Genomic DNA, 14,371 nt, shown 5'->3' on the forward strand with positions numbered 1-14,371 from the left:
GTTGCCGGGGTCTGGGGGGTGTGCCAGCATGCGAGGGCGTGATCGTGATCTTGGAGTCGGCTGTGGTGCCCCCGTGAGCGGGCCGCGGCGATCTGCTGACGAGAGGTGCGACGTTGAATTCGTCTGCCGACACGGCACCATCAGCTGGAACGAATCCGTATGGCCAGGTCGGACGTCCTGAGTCGGCCCGCGTGCCCGGACAGGGCTCCCCGCCGGGCGGTCCCGGTCCGGACGGCGCCGCCGTCGATCCGGTCGCCGAGCGGTTCCACTTCCTCGTGAACGCCCCCGCCCTCTTCAACGCCGTCGTCACCGCGCTCGAATGGGATGTCTTCGGCCATCTCTCCGCCCACCCCGGCGCCTCCTTCGAGGAGCTGCACGCCGCCGTCGGCGTGCCGGCGCACTCCCTGCGGGTGCTGCTGCACGCCGTGTGCACCACCGGCCTGCTGGAGCGGGGCCCCGACGGCGGCTACCGCAACGCGCCCGCCGCCGCCGAGCTCCTCGCCCCCGACGGCCCGGACAGCTGGCGCCACATCCTCACCGGCTGGCGGGAGATCTACTACCCCGCCTTCTCCCGTATGAGCGAGGCCCTCGCTGCCGGCACCAACCTCGCGCTCGACGCGCACCCCGGCGACGAGCCGACGCTCTACCGCCGCCTCGCACACGACCCGGAGCGGGAGGCGGTCTTCCACCGCAGCATGAGCGCCTTCACCCTCAAGAGCCTCGACGCGCTCGTCGAGACGGGGGAGTTCGCCACCGTGCGGCACCTGCTCGACATCGGCGGCGGCGACGGCACCACCAGCGCCCGGCTGCTCGCCCGCCACCCGGGCATGCGCTCCACCGTCTTCGACATCCCGTCCGTCGCCCAACTGGCAGCCGACGCCAAGGCCGAGGCCCGGGACCGCATCCGGCTGCACCCCGGCGACCTCTTCGCCGACCCCTTCCCGCCCGGCGCGGACGCCGTCCTCTTCAGCCACGTCCTGGAGATCTTCTCCGCCGGGCAGATCACGGAGCTGCTGGCCAAGGCGCACGCCGTCCTCCCCTCCGGCGGACGCGTGTTCGTCTACGGCTACAACGCCTCCGACGACGAGACCCGCGGCTGGTACTCCGCGCGCCTCTCCCTCTACCTCAACGTGCTCGCCAGCGGCCAGGGCATGGCCTACCCGGCCCGCGACTACGAGGAGTGGATGCGCCGGGCCGGCTTCGACGCCGTGCGCACCCGCACCGGCTACCCCTACGAGCACGGTCTGACCATCGGCACCAAGCCGTGAGCCGCCGGTTGCCCTCCGCCGGCCGCAGCCGGTTCCCCGCCGCCGACCCGGGGGCGCCCGCCACCGGCTCCCCGGTCCGCTTCCTGCTGTGGCTGGCGACCCGCCACCGCGCCGGCCTCGTCCTGGCCACGCTGTTCGGCGTGCTGTGCACTCTTGCGCAGGCGCTGGTCCCGGCGGCCGTCGCCCTCGGCATCGACCGCGGGCTCCTCCAGCGCGACCGCGACGCACTGCTGCTGTGGGGCGGGGCGGTCCTCGCCCTCGGGGTCTTCCAGGCCGTCGTCGGCATGCTGCGCGACCGGGCGTCGATCACGAACCGGTTCGGCGCCGTGTACGGGACCACCCAGCTCGTCGTCCGCCACGCCGCCCACCTCGGCGCCGACCTGCCGCGGCGGGCCTCCACTGGCTCCGTCGTCAGCGTCAGCGCCTCGGACGTCGGCCACCTCGGCACCGCCCTGGAGGGCACGGCGCGCGGCAGCGGCGCGATCGTCTCGATCCTCTTCGCCGCCGTGTTCATGCTGGTCACGTCCTGGCAGCTGGGCCTGGTCGTGCTGGTCGGCGTCCCGCTGATCGCCGCCGCCGTCACCCGGCTGATGCGCGTCCTGCACGGCCGCCAGCAGCGGCTGCGCGAACAGCAGGGCGCCCTCACCGACCTGTCCGTCGACATCATCGACGGGCTGCGCGTGCTGCGCGGCTTCGGCGGCGAGAAGACGTACGGCCGCCGCTACCGCGAGGGCTCCCAGGCGGTGCGCGCCGAGGGCACCCGCGTCGCGGCCACCGTCGCAGACATCGCCTTCCTGCGCGTCCTGCTGCCCGGCGCGCTGCTCGTCGCCATCGTCTGGCTCGGCGCGCACCAGGTGAGCACCGGCCGCCTCGAACCGGGCCTGCTCGTCGCCTTCTACGGGTACGCCGTCTTCCTCACCGACCAGCTCGGGCAGGTCACCGCCATGCTCGACCAGCTGACCCGCGCCAACGTCGCCGCCGGCCGCGTCCTGGACTTCCTGCGCCTGCAACGGGAACGGCCGGGCGGCACCCGCCCCCTCGACGCCGCCGCGGCCGGCCTCCCGCTGCACGACCCGGACTCCGGGCTGACCGTCCCGCCCGGCCGGCTCCTCGCCGTCGTCTGCGGCACCGAAGGGGACGCCCGTACGCTCGCGGAACGGCTCTGCGGCCACACCGACTCCGCGCTGCTGCTCGGCGACACCCCCCTCTCCGCCCACCGCACCGACGACGTACGCCGCCACGCCCTCCTCGCCGACAACGACGCCACCCTCTTCGCCGGGCGCCTCGGCACCGAACTCGACCCCCGCGACGGCGACCCCCGCGACGGCGACCCCCGCGACGGCGGCCCCCGCGACGGCGGCCCCCGCGACGGCGGCCTCCGCACCGAAGCCCTCCTGCGCGCCCTCGACGCCGCCTCCGCCCGCGACGTCGTCGACGCCCTCCCCGACGGCCTCGCCCACGAGACCACCGGCGGCCGCGAGTTCTCCGGCGGGCAGCAGCAGCGGCTGCGCCTGGCCCGCGCCCTGCTCGCCGACCCGCGGCTGCTCGTCCTCGTCGAGCCGACGAACGCCCTCGACGCCCCCACCGAGGGCCGCGTCGCCCGGAACCTCGGCCCCCACCGCGCCGGCCGGACCACCGTCGTCTTCACCACCAGCCCGATCGTCCTGGAACACGCCGAGTCGGTGGTGTTCGTCAAGGACGGCAAGGCCGTCGCCGAAGGGCGCCACCGGACCCTGCTCGCCGACCCCGACTACCGCGCCGTCGTCACCCGTGAGGTCCTGGCATGACCGCACCCGCCGCCACCGACCCGGACCCCGCCGCCGGCCTCGGCCCCGGCGCGGCCCCGCCCGCCGACCGGCTGCCCGTCGCCTCCCCCCGGGAGGTCCGCGCGCACGCCCGGCGGACCATGCTCCGGCACCGCGGCCCCCTGGCCGCGTCCCTCGCCCTGCACGCGCTGGCCTGCATCGCCGCGCTGGCCGCACCCCAGCTCCTCGGCCGGATCGTCGAGGCCGCCGCGCACGGCACCCTCGCCGTCACCCCGGTCGCCCTCGCCATCTGCGCCGCGGTCGTCCTCCAGGCGGTCCTCACCCGCTTCGCCCGGCTGGCCTCCCTCCGCCTCGGCGAGACCGTACTGGCAGAGCTGCGCGAGGAGTTCGTCGAGCGGGTGCTGTCCCTGCCCACCCCCGTCGTGGAGCGGGCCGGCACCGGCGAGCTGGTCACCCGTACCACCAGGGACGTCGACGTCCTCGCGCTCACCGTGCAGCGGGCCGTCCCCGACACCCTCGTGGCGGGCACCACCATCGCCCTGACCGTCGGCGCCGTGTTCCTCACCGACCCGCTGCTGGTGCTGCCCTGCCTGGTCGCCGTGCCGGTGCTGTGGCTGTCCACACGCTGGTACCTGCGGCGGGCCCGCGCCGGCTACCTGCGCTCCAACTCCGCGTACGCCCGCCTCACCGACACCCTCGGCGAGACCGTCGCCGGCGCCCCCACGGTGGAGGCGCTCCGACTCCAGGGGCGCCGCCGGCGCCGCACCGACGCGGACATCGCCGCCTCGTACGCTGCCGAACGGCACACCCTGAACCTGCGCAGCACCTACCTGCCGATCGCCGACACCGGCTACATCCTGCCCGTGGCCGCCACCCTCGTCATCGGCGGGCTGATGTACATCGAGGGGATGGTCGGCCTGGCCGCCGTCACCGCCGCCACCCTGTACGTCCAGCAGGTGATCGGGCCCGTCGACACCATGCTGTACTGGATGGACGAACTCCAGGTCGGCGGCGCTTCCATGGCCCGCATCCTTGGCGTCCGCGACGCCGCCGCCCCGGCGGCGGCAGCCCCGGCCACCGCCGCCCCGGACGAGGCCCCGCGGCCCGGCGGCCCCCGCGACGCCGCGATCGACGTCCAGGGCGTCCACTTCGCCTACCGGCAGCGGCAGGAGAGCCTCCGCGGTGTCGACCTGCACGTACGGCCCGGCGAGCGGCTGGCCGTCGTGGGACCCTCCGGCGCCGGCAAATCCACCCTCGGCCGCCTCCTCGCCGGGATCGACACCCCCGGCCGGGGCACCGTCCGCCTGGGCGGCGTGCCCCTGACACAGCTGCCGCCGGACGAACTGCGCCGCAGCGTCATCCTCGTCACCCAGGAGTACCACGTCTTCCGCGGCACCCTGGCCGACAACCTGCTCGTCGCCCGCCCCGACGCGGCCCCCGCCGACCTGGAGCGCGCCCTGCGGGCCGTCGCCGCCTGGGAGTGGGCGTCGGCGCTCGGCCTGGACCACGAGGTCGGCTCCGGCGCGGCCGAACTGCCCCCGGCCCGCGCCCAGCAGCTGGCCCTCGCCCGGCTGCTGCTCCTCGACCCGCCGGTCGTCGTCTTCGACGAGGCGACCGCCCTCCTCGACCCGCACACCGCGCGCACGGTGGAACGCGCCCTTGCCGCGCTCCTCGCCGGGACGGTCGTCTCCATCGCCCACCGCCTGCACACCGCCCACGACGCCGACCGCGTCGTCGTCCTGGAGGACGGCCGCATCACCGAGACCGGCACCCACGACGACCTGGTGGCCCGCGGCGGCGTGTACGCCCGGCTGTGGAAGTCCTGGCACGGCTGACGCGGCACAGGGCCGGCAGGGCCTCCGTCCCTCACCACGCCACGGGCAGCCGGTGCACCCCGTAGAAGCCCATGTCCTCGCCCAGCGGCACCTCCGACGGCGGCACGGCCAGCTTCAGCCCGGGGAAGCGCGCGAACAGCGCCGGGAACGCGATCCGCATCTCCGTGCGGGCCAGGTGCTGCCCGATGCACTGGTGCGCCCCGTGGCCGAAGGCGAGGTGCCCGGAGGCGGGGCGGGCGAGGTCGAGGCGGTCGGGGTCGGTGAAGCGCGCCGGGTCCCGGTTCGCGGCGGACAGCGACACCGTGACGGACTCCCCGGCGCGCAGCGTGCACCCCTCCACGACGACGTCCTCCAGCGGGGAGCGGGGCACCCCGAAGTGGAAGATGGTCAGGTACCGCAGCAGCTCCTCCACCGCGTTCCCGGCGAGCGACGGATCGTCCGCGAGCCGGGCCGCCTCGCCCGGGTGGGACAGCAGCGCGAACGTGCCGAGCCCGAGGGAGCCGGCGGTCGTCTCGTGCCCCGCCGACAGCAGGAGGGCGCCCACGCCGGCGACCTCCGCGGTGGACAGCTCGCCCCCTGCCGCGAGTGCGCTCAGCAGGTCGTCGCCGGGCGCCCGGCGCCGGTGCCGGGCCAGCTCCGTGAGGAACGCGTCCAGTTCGGCCATGGCTGCCTCGGCCTCGGCGGCGGTCGCACCGATCCGGAACAGGGTGGCGCTGTTGCGCTGGAAGGAGGCGCGCTCGCCGTACGGCACGCCGAGCAGCTCGCAGATCACCAGGGAGGGGACGGGCAGCGCGAACGCCTCGACGAGGTCGGCCCGGCCGCCGAGGGCGGCCATCGCCTCCAGGCGGTCCCCGACGATCTGCCCGATGCGGGGCGCCAGGGCCCGCGTACGGCGGGCGGTGAACCAGCCCATCAGGTGCCGGCGCAGCCGCGTGTGCTGCGGCGCGTCCATGTCGACGAGCCAGCCCGGCAGGGCGGGGCTGCCGTAGAACGGGTCTGTCCCCGGCCGGGCCACCGGCACCCGCTTCAGCTCCGAGCGGGCGCTGAACCGGGGGTCGGCGAGCACCCGGCGGGCCGCCTCGTGGCCGGTGACGAGCCATCCGAGGTGGCCGTCGGGGTAGCGCAGGCGGCTGACCGGGCCGCGGGTGCGCAGCGCCGTGAGCTCCGGCGGCGGGTCGAACGGGCGGTCCCGGTCGCGGGCGGTGGGGTGGACGGGAACGCGGCCGCTGTTCACGAGGAACCCCCCGGCCGCGCACCCGCTCCGGACCGCGGCCGGGCGTGCTCCCGGAGAAAGGCCCCGAGCCGCCGCACGCCCTCGTCGATCTCCTCCGGCTCCAGGTAGCTGCACGACAGCCGCAGCGTACGGGTGCCCCCGCCGCCCGGGTGGAAGGGCGCCATCGGCGTCCACAGCACCCCGTACCCGGCCGCGGACACCTCCAGCAGCCCGGCGTCCGCCGGCACGGGCAGCCGCATCCGGACGAAGAACCCGCCGCCGGGCCGGTTCCACTCCACCCCCTCCGGCAGCCCGGCCGCGCCCTCGCGGTCCAGCGCCCGCAGCAGGCGGGCGAGGTTGCGCCGGTACAGCGCGGACCTGGCCCGGCTCAGCTCGGCGAGCGAGCCGCCGTGCTCCAGCAGCATCCCGGCGATCAGCGCCTGGCACACCGGCGAGGTGTTGACGGTGACCGCGGTCTTCAGCCGCGCCAGCTCCGCCGCGAGCGGGACGGCCGCGGCCCCTGCGGTGGACACGGACTGGTCGGCGACGACGTAGCCGACGCGCGCCCCGGGGAAGCACACCTTCGCGAACGTCCCGATGTGCACGACCCGCCGCCCGCCGTCCAGGGCCTTCAGGGCGGGCAGTTCGGCGCCCGGGGGAGCGGTGAACCCGTACGCGTTGTCCTCCAGGACGAGGAAGTCCTCCTGCGCGGCCAGCTCCAGCAGCCGCGGCCGCCGCCCGGCCGCCATGCGGGTGCCGCCGGGGTTGGCGTAGTCGGGGGCGACGTAGCAGGCGCGGATGCGGCGCCCGGAGCGGCGGGCCGCCCGGCACGCCTCGGCCAGTGCGCCGACGTCGAGGCCGTCGGCGTCCTCGGGGACGGGCACCACCGCGGCGCCGAGCAGGCTGGCGGCGCTGGTGATGCCCACGAAGCACGGGTCGGAGACGGCCAGCACGTCCCCCGGGGAGGCGATCAGGGCGCGCAGCACGAGGAACATCGCCTCCTGCGCCCCGACGGTGATCACCAGCGCGTCCGGGTCGGCGTCGATGCCCTGGTCGCGGCGGAGGGCGTCGGCGACGATCCCGTTGATCAGCCCGCGGGCCGGCCCGTACTCGTACAGCAGCCGGGCCGCCCGCTCCGGCCCGAGACCCGACGCGGCCGCGTGCGCGGTGAAGCGGTCCAGGTAGCGGGCGGTGTCCAGGCCCTCGTACGGGGCCGGGTGGGGGGCGCCGGGGGCGAAGGAGAGGGCGTCGGGGTAGCGGCCCATGATCTCGTTGAGGAAGCCGATCGACTCCAGGACCGGGTCCTGGAGCGAGGCGTGCAGCACGTCGCGGGGGAGGACGGTCATGCCGGGGCCCGTCCCGAACGCGCCCGGTACCGCCCGGTCTTGGCCAGCACGTCGGGGCTGTGGATGCGGCGGGCCTGGACGACCGCGAACTCCGCCAGGTAGCCGCGCAGCAGCTCCAGGGGCTCCTCGGCGAGCGTCAGCATGGCCCGGTTGGCGGCCACGGCCGGCCCGGCCAGCTCGCGAACGGCCCGCTCGGCGGCCGCGTCGAGGGCGGCGGCCGGCAGCACCTCGTCGACCAGCAGGGCGGCCGCCGGGTCGGAGGTGTGGATGCGGCGCCCCGAGAGGATGACCTGCCGGGCCGTGCGGGCTCCGGTGAGGCGGGTGAGCCGCAGGTTGCCCAGGCCCGGGACGATGCCCTCGTCGGCGGCGGGCAGGCTCAGGAAGGCGCCCTCCTCGGCGATGACGCGGTCCAGGACGAGGAGGAGCTGCATGCCGCCGCCGATGGCGAACCCGTCGACGACGCCCACCCACGGCTTGCCGGCCGCGGCTCCGCCGGCGGCGGCCGGCCCCTCGCGCAGCAGGCCGCGGGCCAGCTTGTTGACGTAGCCGAGCTCCCGGCCGAGAAGGAACTCCACGAAGGAGATCCGGCCCGCGTGCAGCTCCTTGAGGTTGATGCCCGCGCTGAAGATCCGCCTCCCGGCGTGGCGCGGGTGGGTGACGGGCCCGCCGCGCAGCACGCCGACGCGGATCCGGTCGTCGAGGAGGGCCACGTCGACGGCGGTTTCGAGGTCGGCGATGAGCCGGTCGTCCTCCGCGTTGAGGCAGTGGCCGTTGCGGAAGGTGACGTACGCCCCCTCGCCGCGGCGTTCGAGCAGCACCGCGGGCAGCTCCAGCCGGTCCGTGCGCCGGAACTCCGCGAGGCGGGCCGCCGAGCCCGGCGCGGGCCGCAGCATGCTCTCGATCAGGTGCGTGCCCGCGGTCGGGGAGCGCAGCAGGGCGCCGAAGAAGATGCCCTGGTCGATCTCGCGGCCCTCCTTGTGCGCCTGGAGGCCTGCGCGTTCCGCGCCGAGTCGGGCGGCGTCCGGTACGAGCCCGGGGAAGCGTACGGCGGCTTCCGCGGCCAGTTCGGGCAGCCGGGGGCGGCGCGTCCGCCCCGCGGTGAGCTCGTCGTAGACGGCGTCGGCGTGGCGGGCGAGGAAGGCGTGCCGGACCGCACGGCAGTCCTCGTGGAGGTTCTCGGCCCGCTCGGCCTCGGCGGCGGTCCGGTCGGGGCGGGCCGGCAGGAGGGCGAGCCTCCGCTCGGTCTCGGCGGCGTACCCGGCGAGCAGCTTGGCGTCGGCGGCGGGGTCCCCGCAGAAGCCCGGGTCTCCCGGGACGGCGTCGGGGTCGGGGGCGTCGGGGCCGCCGACGCGGGAAGCGCGGGAGCCGGGGGAGTCGGGGCCGGCCGCCGGGAGGTCCGCCTCCCGGCGCGCCGTCCCGTCACTCACCCGGCCCTCCCGCCGTGCCGCCCGGCTCCGCCGCAGCGTCCGCGGCCGCGGCCAGGCGGCGCAGTTCGCGGTCGCAGGCGGCCAGGTGGGGGCCCAGCGCCTCGTCGAACTCCAGGCTCTGCGCCTCCAGCAGCAGCTGCCGGCGGATCGCGAGCTCCCGGTCGGAGATCCGGCCCATCAGCACGGCCGCGGTGTGCGCGGCCTCCTCCGTGTCGTCCGCGAGCTGGTCGACCAGGCCCAGGTCGCGGGCCCGCACGGCGTCGATGTCGTCGCCCCACAGCACGATCTGCCGGGCGCGGGCCGCCCCGAGCTGCCGGGATATCCGGTGCACGGCCATCCCGGGCCAGAAGTGCCCGTCGTTGACCGGCGCGAGGAGCCGCAGGTCCGGCGACCCGATCCGGTAGTCGCTGACCAGCAGCAGGTCGAGGGCGGCCCCGCCGCACGCCCCGGAGGCGACGGCGATGCTCAGCGCGGGCAGCCGCTCCAGCCTCCGCACGGCCCGCTCCCAGCGGTTGATCTGCCGGATGTCCACCTCCCCCGGCCAGGCCCGCGTCCCGGCCGGCGCGTCGGGCAGCCGCAGCAGGACCACCGAGCCGTCGGCCCGCGCCTCGGCCCGGTCGCAGGCGCCGGTGACGGCGGCGGTCAGCTCGGGCAGGGGCTGCCGGGCGTCCAGTTCCAGGGTGGTGCACAGCCCGTCCGCGGGGCCGCCGGGCACGGTCCTCGCCGTCCCGTCGGCCGGTTCGCCCTCCGCGGGCGGCGGCAGCGTGTCGTGCGTCCGCATCGCAGTTCCCTTCGTCGTCGCGCCGCCGCCCGCCGTGCGGCCCGGGGTGCGGGTCACCACCGCGCCAGCGCCATCTCGATCGTCGAGCCGGGCCCCATCGTCATCAGCACCCCCAGGTCGCCGGGGCGGACCGAGCCCTCGGACGCCAGGCGCTGGTAGGAGAAGAGGAAGGAGCCGCTCGACAGGTTTCCGTGGTCGCGCAGCACGCCGGTGGTGTGCCGGACGTCGTGCCGGGTCAGCCCCAGGTTGACCCGGACGGAGTCCACGACCTTCTTGCCGCCGGAGTGCACCACCCAGTGGCCGATGTCCGAGGCCAGCAGGCCCGTACCGTGCAGCAGCCGCCCCAGCGCCGCCTCCGCGTGCGCGCCGACGACGTACGGGATGTCCGGGTCCAGCCAGAAGCTGAACCTTCCGTGCCCCTCGTCCCAGTCGTAGCGCATCGCGTCGACGGCGTCGGGGATGATCCGGCTGGAGAACCGCAGCAGTGCCGGCGCCGGCGCCCCGCCCGCAGCCGGGCCGCCGCCGCCCGGCGCGGTGACGGCGACGGCCGCCGCGCCGTCCCCGAAGAGGCTGTTGACGACGGAGGAGCGCATCGTCCCGTCGAAGACGTACGCCGCCGAGCACACCTCCACGCACACCAGCAGCGCCAGCTCCCCGGGGTGCGTGCGGGCCCAGCCGGTGACCGCGCCCAGCGCGTTGAGCCCGGCGTTGCAGCCCATGCCGACGACGTCGAGGCGCGAGCAGTCGACGTCGAGGCCCATCTCCTTGATGAGCAGTGCGGAGAACCCGGGCGTCAGGAAGCCGGTCGACGTCACGCAGCACAGGTGGCGCACGTCCGACAGCCGCGCCCCGGTGTCGGCGAGGCAGTTCTCGACCGCCCGCCGCCCCAGCAGCAGCCCCTGCTCCGTGTGCTTGCGCAGCAGTTCGCCCTGCGTCTCCACCGCCCGCGAGCCGTCGGGGCCGGCGGCCGGGAGGGTCAGGCCGCGCCGCTCGATGGCGCTGTTCAGGAAGAGCGAGCGGACCCGGGGATCGGTGACGGCCAGCAGGTCGAGCAGCTCGCGCTGGCTGTAGCTGGTGTCGGGGACGGCCGTGCCGACCCCGGCGAGCCGGGCTGCGGTCCCCGTGTCCGGCAGGCTCATCCGAGGTAGTCCTCCAACCCGCCTTCGCGCACCGTGTCCAGGGTGAAGCAGTGGAAGCCCCCGCCGAACAGCCGCCGGTGCCGGTGCCGGACGGGAACCGCCGTGAAACCGTGCTTCTCCAGGGTCCTCGCGAGCTCCGGGCAGGCCTCGTTGACCAGCACCGTGTCCGGGCCGGCGGACAGCACGTTGAGGTCGATGAACGGGCTGGTCAGCACCAGGTCCTCGTCCTCGTAGCGGGGGAAGTTGTCGCCCTCCGGGGCGGGCGCGACGATCCGGTCCCACTTCCGCAGCGCCTCGGGCAGCTTCTCGGCGACGGCCTCCGAGCGCACGAGCAGGGTGCCGGGCCGCAACGCGAGGACCATGCTGTCGATGTGGCTGTCGCTGAGCCGGTGCACGCGGTGGATCCGGAACCGGTCGCCCACGTGCCGCTCCAGCCAGTCGCAGGCCAGGGCGTGGTGCGCGGTGGAGACGTTGACGACGAGGTCGCGGCCGAGCCGCAGCACCTGCGCCCCGTCGAACATCATCTCGATGCCGACGTCGTAGGGGGAGGGGCTCGGCGTGCCGATGGGCTCCGTCGGGCCGCCGATCGTGCTCTCCCGGGCGTAGTCGAGGTCGAACGACGCGTCCGTCATCAGCGGGCGCGGCATCACCGTCCAGCGGGCGCCCTGCGCGAAGTACCGCTGGAAGACGGGGGTGAGGAACTGGGTCTCGAAGTAGCGGGAGCGGATCATCGGCGGCGTCTCGATGATCTCGTCGCCGAGGATCAGCGTGTTGTCGCGGATGTTCAGCGGCGGGACGACGGACGCGGACCACGCGGGGGTGCGCACCTCGCTGGTGCCGGGGTCGAGGTCCATCGGGCGGAGCACGGTGGCCCCGAGGGCGGTCAGGGCCGCCGCGATGCCCTCCAGGTCCTCGACGAGCTCGTCGACGTAGCGCTGCTTGATGGGCACCCGCCCCCGGCGGGACCCGTCCGGTCCGGCACTCCCCGGCCCGGCACCCCCCGGCCCGGCCCCGCCGACGGTGAGCCGCGGGTAGTACCACTCGGACCGCGTCGTGTTGTCTCCGGCGATGTTGTCGTGGAAGAAGAGGTCGAAGGACAGCTCCCGCTCGTGGGAGGTGTAGTGCGCCGCCGAGCCGACGACCACCTCCTTGAGCGGGGACCATTCGTCGAAGCTGTTCAGCGTCATCGTGAGCTCCCTCGCTCGCTCGAAGTGCCCGTCCCGGCCGCCGTGCGCCCGGGCAGGGCGGGCAGCCCGGACCGCAGCGGCAGCGCCAGGGAGAGGTACTTGCCGTCCTCCTCCAGGCAGATGCCGTGCGCCACGCAGGAGCCGAGGAACTCCTCGACCTCCGCCCGCCCCACGGCCCCGCCGTCCGCTCCGGTCTCGCCGCCCAGTTCCCGGTGGATGCGGGCGGCGCTGCGCGGGGCGTCGCCGCACAGCTCGTAGGCCCGCGCCCGCCACCCGGCGAGGGTCGTCTTGCGGCGCCGGCCGCCCCGCGTGTCGAACAGGGTCAGCCAGTCCGGCCCCCGCCGGTACGTGAGGGTGGGCCGGTCCGCGGAGGCCCATTCCCGCCCCCACGCCTCGACGGCCTTGGCGAGCTCGGCGACGGCGTCCGGGGAGGCCACCCCCGGCGCCCGGTAGTCGAAGAAGTAGGCGATCCGGCCGTGGTCCAGGCCGGGCACCGGGAACGCCAGCCGGTAGGCGCTCTTCGGCCTGATCTCGCCCATCCCGAAGGACGGGTCGGTGAAGTACGGGCTGAACCGCTCCAGCCAGATCCTCCCGACGCCGGCGGGCGGCTCCAGATGCGTCAGCAGCGGTACGAGGGCGGCCTGGCCGGTGTAGTCCTCGTCGGTCTCGCCGGGGAAGCCGGCCAGCACGTTCCAGTCGACGCGGACGCCGTAGTAGTGCGCCCACTTGAGCAGCCGGACGTTGAGGAGCCGCGAGGAGCCCTTCCGCATCAGCCCGAGGACGTGCGTGCTGAGGCTCTCCAGGCCCGGCTGGATCTTCCACACCCCGGCCTCGGACAGCAGGCGCACCTGGTCCCGGGTGAGGTTGGCCTTCACCTCGAAGAACAGGGCGGTGTCCCACGGGGCCCCGCGCAGCCCCGAGCAGAAGGTGTCGAGGTAGGCCATGTCGAGGATGTTGTCGACGGCGTCGACCGCGAGGACCCGGTGCCGGCGCATCAGCTCCTCCAGCTCCGCCAGCGCCCGCTCCGGGGACTTCGCCCGGTACTGCATGCCCAGCGCGTTGAGCCCGCAGAAGGTGCAGTGGTGCTTCGCACCCCACCAGCAGCCCCGGGAGAACTCCACCAGCAGCCGCTGCGTGTTGCGGCCGATCACGCGGTCCCGGCCGAGGGCGTCCAGGGCGGTGAAGTAGTCGTCGTAGTCGGGGATCGGCAGCTGGTCCATCTCGCGGGTGCGGGCACCGGGGGAGGGGGTGGTCACCCGGCCGTCGGGGGTGCGGCCGCAGACGCCCGGGAGGGCGGCCGGGTCGGCGCCGCGCGCGACGGCCGCCGCCAGCCGGGGCAGCGTCACATCGCCCTCGCCGACGACCACGTAGTCGATGAAGTCGAAATTCCTCAGGTACTCCGGCCCCATGTCGCCGTCGTAGTTCGCGCCGCCGAACACGGTGATCAATTCGGGGCGGGCCTCCTTCAGACGGCGCGCGAGAGCCAGCGCGGCGACGTTCTGGATGAAGGTCGACGTGAATCCGACGATGTCGAATTCCGACCACATGTCGCGGGCGGCGAGTTCGTCGATCCACGCGGGGAGGCGGTGCCCGCGCAAATCGGCCACGCTGTCCCAGTCCGCGCCCGCTTCGGCGCACATTTCGGCCACTTCCGGGAAACGCAGCCGGTAATCCTCCACGTCCTCGGTCACCCCGAAGGCCGCCGTACCGAAGAGCCATTCGCCGAACAGGTGGACCCGTTCCGAAGGGGCCTCGGTGATCACCTCGTAAAGGCCCGTCCCCAGTTCGGCGGCCAGCTCCAGATTCGGGTAGACGCTCCGGGCGTCGTGGCCGAAGGAGCGGAGCGCGGCCTGGAGCAGCCCGCACTGGATGGAAGGGGTGTCCGTGCGCGCCCACGGCATGTTCACCAGCCCGATCCTCAGCGGCCTCGCCGGGACGCAGTCCGGTGGGAACAGGGGCTGGTCGATCAGTTTCAGCTCACCGCCGCCTGACACGATTCCTCCGTACGTCCGCTCCGGCAGGCCGGACCCCTCCCCGGCGGGCGGGGAAGGACCCGGGTCGCGCACTGGTCGGTCCGCGGCTCAGTTTCAGTCCTTGACGTTGCTGGCCGAAACGATGCCGATGTCCTTCACATTGCTGTCCGAGACGATCTCCGCGACATCCGCGTCCTCGATCTCGGTCCAGACGATTTCACGCTCCATGGTTCACCTCCCTCCTCATATCCGGACATGAGATTCCGTCGGTGAACGGTCAACGATCGTAGGAAGCCCGCCAGCGGCGAACAAGGTGGCGATCCGGCCACCGCGGCATCCGGCCGGGCGGCATCCGGCCGATTCCCGTGGGGCCTCGGAGTCGGGAGAGGCGCTCTTGACGGTTTCTCACGCCGGTTTTCACAATGGGCCGGTCCGG

At 74.9% G+C, this 14,371-nt stretch carries 11 protein-coding genes; 3 read left to right on the forward strand and 8 right to left on the reverse strand.

Translation table 11 applies throughout. From position 1 onward, the window contains the following. The first annotated feature begins 191 nt into the window (after window positions 1–191). Genes MUK52_RS32330 through MUK52_RS32340 form a run of 3 tightly spaced genes read left to right on the forward strand, consistent with a single transcriptional unit; the run spans window position 192 to window position 4,869 of the window. Window positions 192–1,268, forward strand: coding sequence for a methyltransferase (locus MUK52_RS32330; protein ID WP_114059364.1), 1,077 nt, complete (start codon window positions 192–194; stop codon window positions 1,266–1,268). After that, window positions 1,265–3,055: an ABC transporter transmembrane domain-containing protein gene (locus tag MUK52_RS32335; RefSeq protein WP_284581959.1), complete on the forward strand. Its 1,791-nt coding sequence runs from the start codon at window positions 1,265–1,267 to the stop codon at window positions 3,053–3,055. Before MUK52_RS32330 ends, MUK52_RS32335 begins: the two co-directional genes overlap by 4 nt. Further along, window positions 3,052–4,869, forward strand: a complete 1,818-nt coding sequence (locus tag MUK52_RS32340; RefSeq protein ID WP_284581960.1) for an ABC transporter ATP-binding protein — start codon at window positions 3,052–3,054, stop codon at window positions 4,867–4,869. Before MUK52_RS32335 ends, MUK52_RS32340 begins: the two co-directional genes overlap by 4 nt. 31 nt (window positions 4,870–4,900) lie before the next feature. Here the strand turns inward: MUK52_RS32340 and MUK52_RS32345 are convergent, their stop codons facing one another. The 8 genes from MUK52_RS32345 to MUK52_RS32380 all read right to left on the reverse strand — a co-directional run bounded on the left by MUK52_RS32345 (window position 4,901) and on the right by MUK52_RS32380 (window position 14,163). Continuing rightward, the gene (locus MUK52_RS32345; protein ID WP_114059367.1) at window positions 4,901–6,103 is read right to left on the reverse strand and encodes a cytochrome P450; all 1,203 of its coding nucleotides are present in this window, start codon (window positions 6,101–6,103) and stop codon (window positions 4,901–4,903) included. Further along, on the reverse strand, window positions 6,100–7,428 hold the full coding sequence (locus MUK52_RS32350; RefSeq protein WP_114059368.1) for an aminotransferase-like domain-containing protein: 1,329 nt from the start codon (window positions 7,426–7,428) through the stop codon (window positions 6,100–6,102). Before MUK52_RS32350 ends, MUK52_RS32345 begins: the two co-directional genes overlap by 4 nt. Next, the gene (gene dpgC, locus MUK52_RS32355) at window positions 7,425–8,855 is read right to left on the reverse strand and encodes a (3,5-dihydroxyphenyl)acetyl-CoA 1,2-dioxygenase DpgC (RefSeq protein WP_284581961.1); all 1,431 of its coding nucleotides are present in this window, start codon (window positions 8,853–8,855) and stop codon (window positions 7,425–7,427) included. The genes MUK52_RS32350 and dpgC overlap by 4 nt, the downstream gene beginning before the upstream one ends. Then, entirely contained in the window at window positions 8,848–9,636 is a 789-nt protein-coding gene (gene dpgB / locus MUK52_RS32360) for an enoyl-CoA-hydratase DpgB (RefSeq protein ID WP_284581962.1), read from the reverse strand. The genes dpgC and dpgB overlap by 8 nt, the downstream gene beginning before the upstream one ends. 53 nt (window positions 9,637–9,689) lie before the next feature. Beyond that, a complete protein-coding gene (dpgA, locus tag MUK52_RS32365) occupies window positions 9,690–10,775 on the reverse strand; it encodes a 3,5-dihydroxyphenylacetyl-CoA synthase DpgA (RefSeq protein WP_284581963.1) in 1,086 nt (361 codons plus the stop codon). Beyond that, entirely contained in the window at window positions 10,772–11,962 is a 1,191-nt protein-coding gene (locus MUK52_RS32370) for a glycine amidinotransferase (protein WP_284581964.1), read from the reverse strand. Before MUK52_RS32370 ends, dpgA begins: the two co-directional genes overlap by 4 nt. Further along, window positions 11,959–13,956, reverse strand: coding sequence for a RiPP maturation radical SAM C-methyltransferase (locus MUK52_RS32375; protein WP_284581965.1), 1,998 nt, complete (start codon window positions 13,954–13,956; stop codon window positions 11,959–11,961). The genes MUK52_RS32370 and MUK52_RS32375 overlap by 4 nt, the downstream gene beginning before the upstream one ends. 93 nt (window positions 13,957–14,049) lie before the next feature. After that, window positions 14,050–14,163 carry a pheganomycin family RiPP precursor gene (locus MUK52_RS32380; RefSeq protein WP_216827151.1) on the reverse strand — a complete coding sequence of 38 codons (114 nt, stop codon included), beginning with the start codon at window positions 14,161–14,163 and terminating at the stop codon, window positions 14,050–14,052. Between the last annotated feature and the right edge of the window lie 208 nt (window positions 14,164–14,371).

The sequence above is a fragment of the Streptomyces sp. 2P-4 genome (genome assembly GCF_030167965.1).
Classification (GTDB): domain Bacteria; phylum Actinomycetota; class Actinomycetes; order Streptomycetales; family Streptomycetaceae; genus Streptomyces; species Streptomyces globosus_A.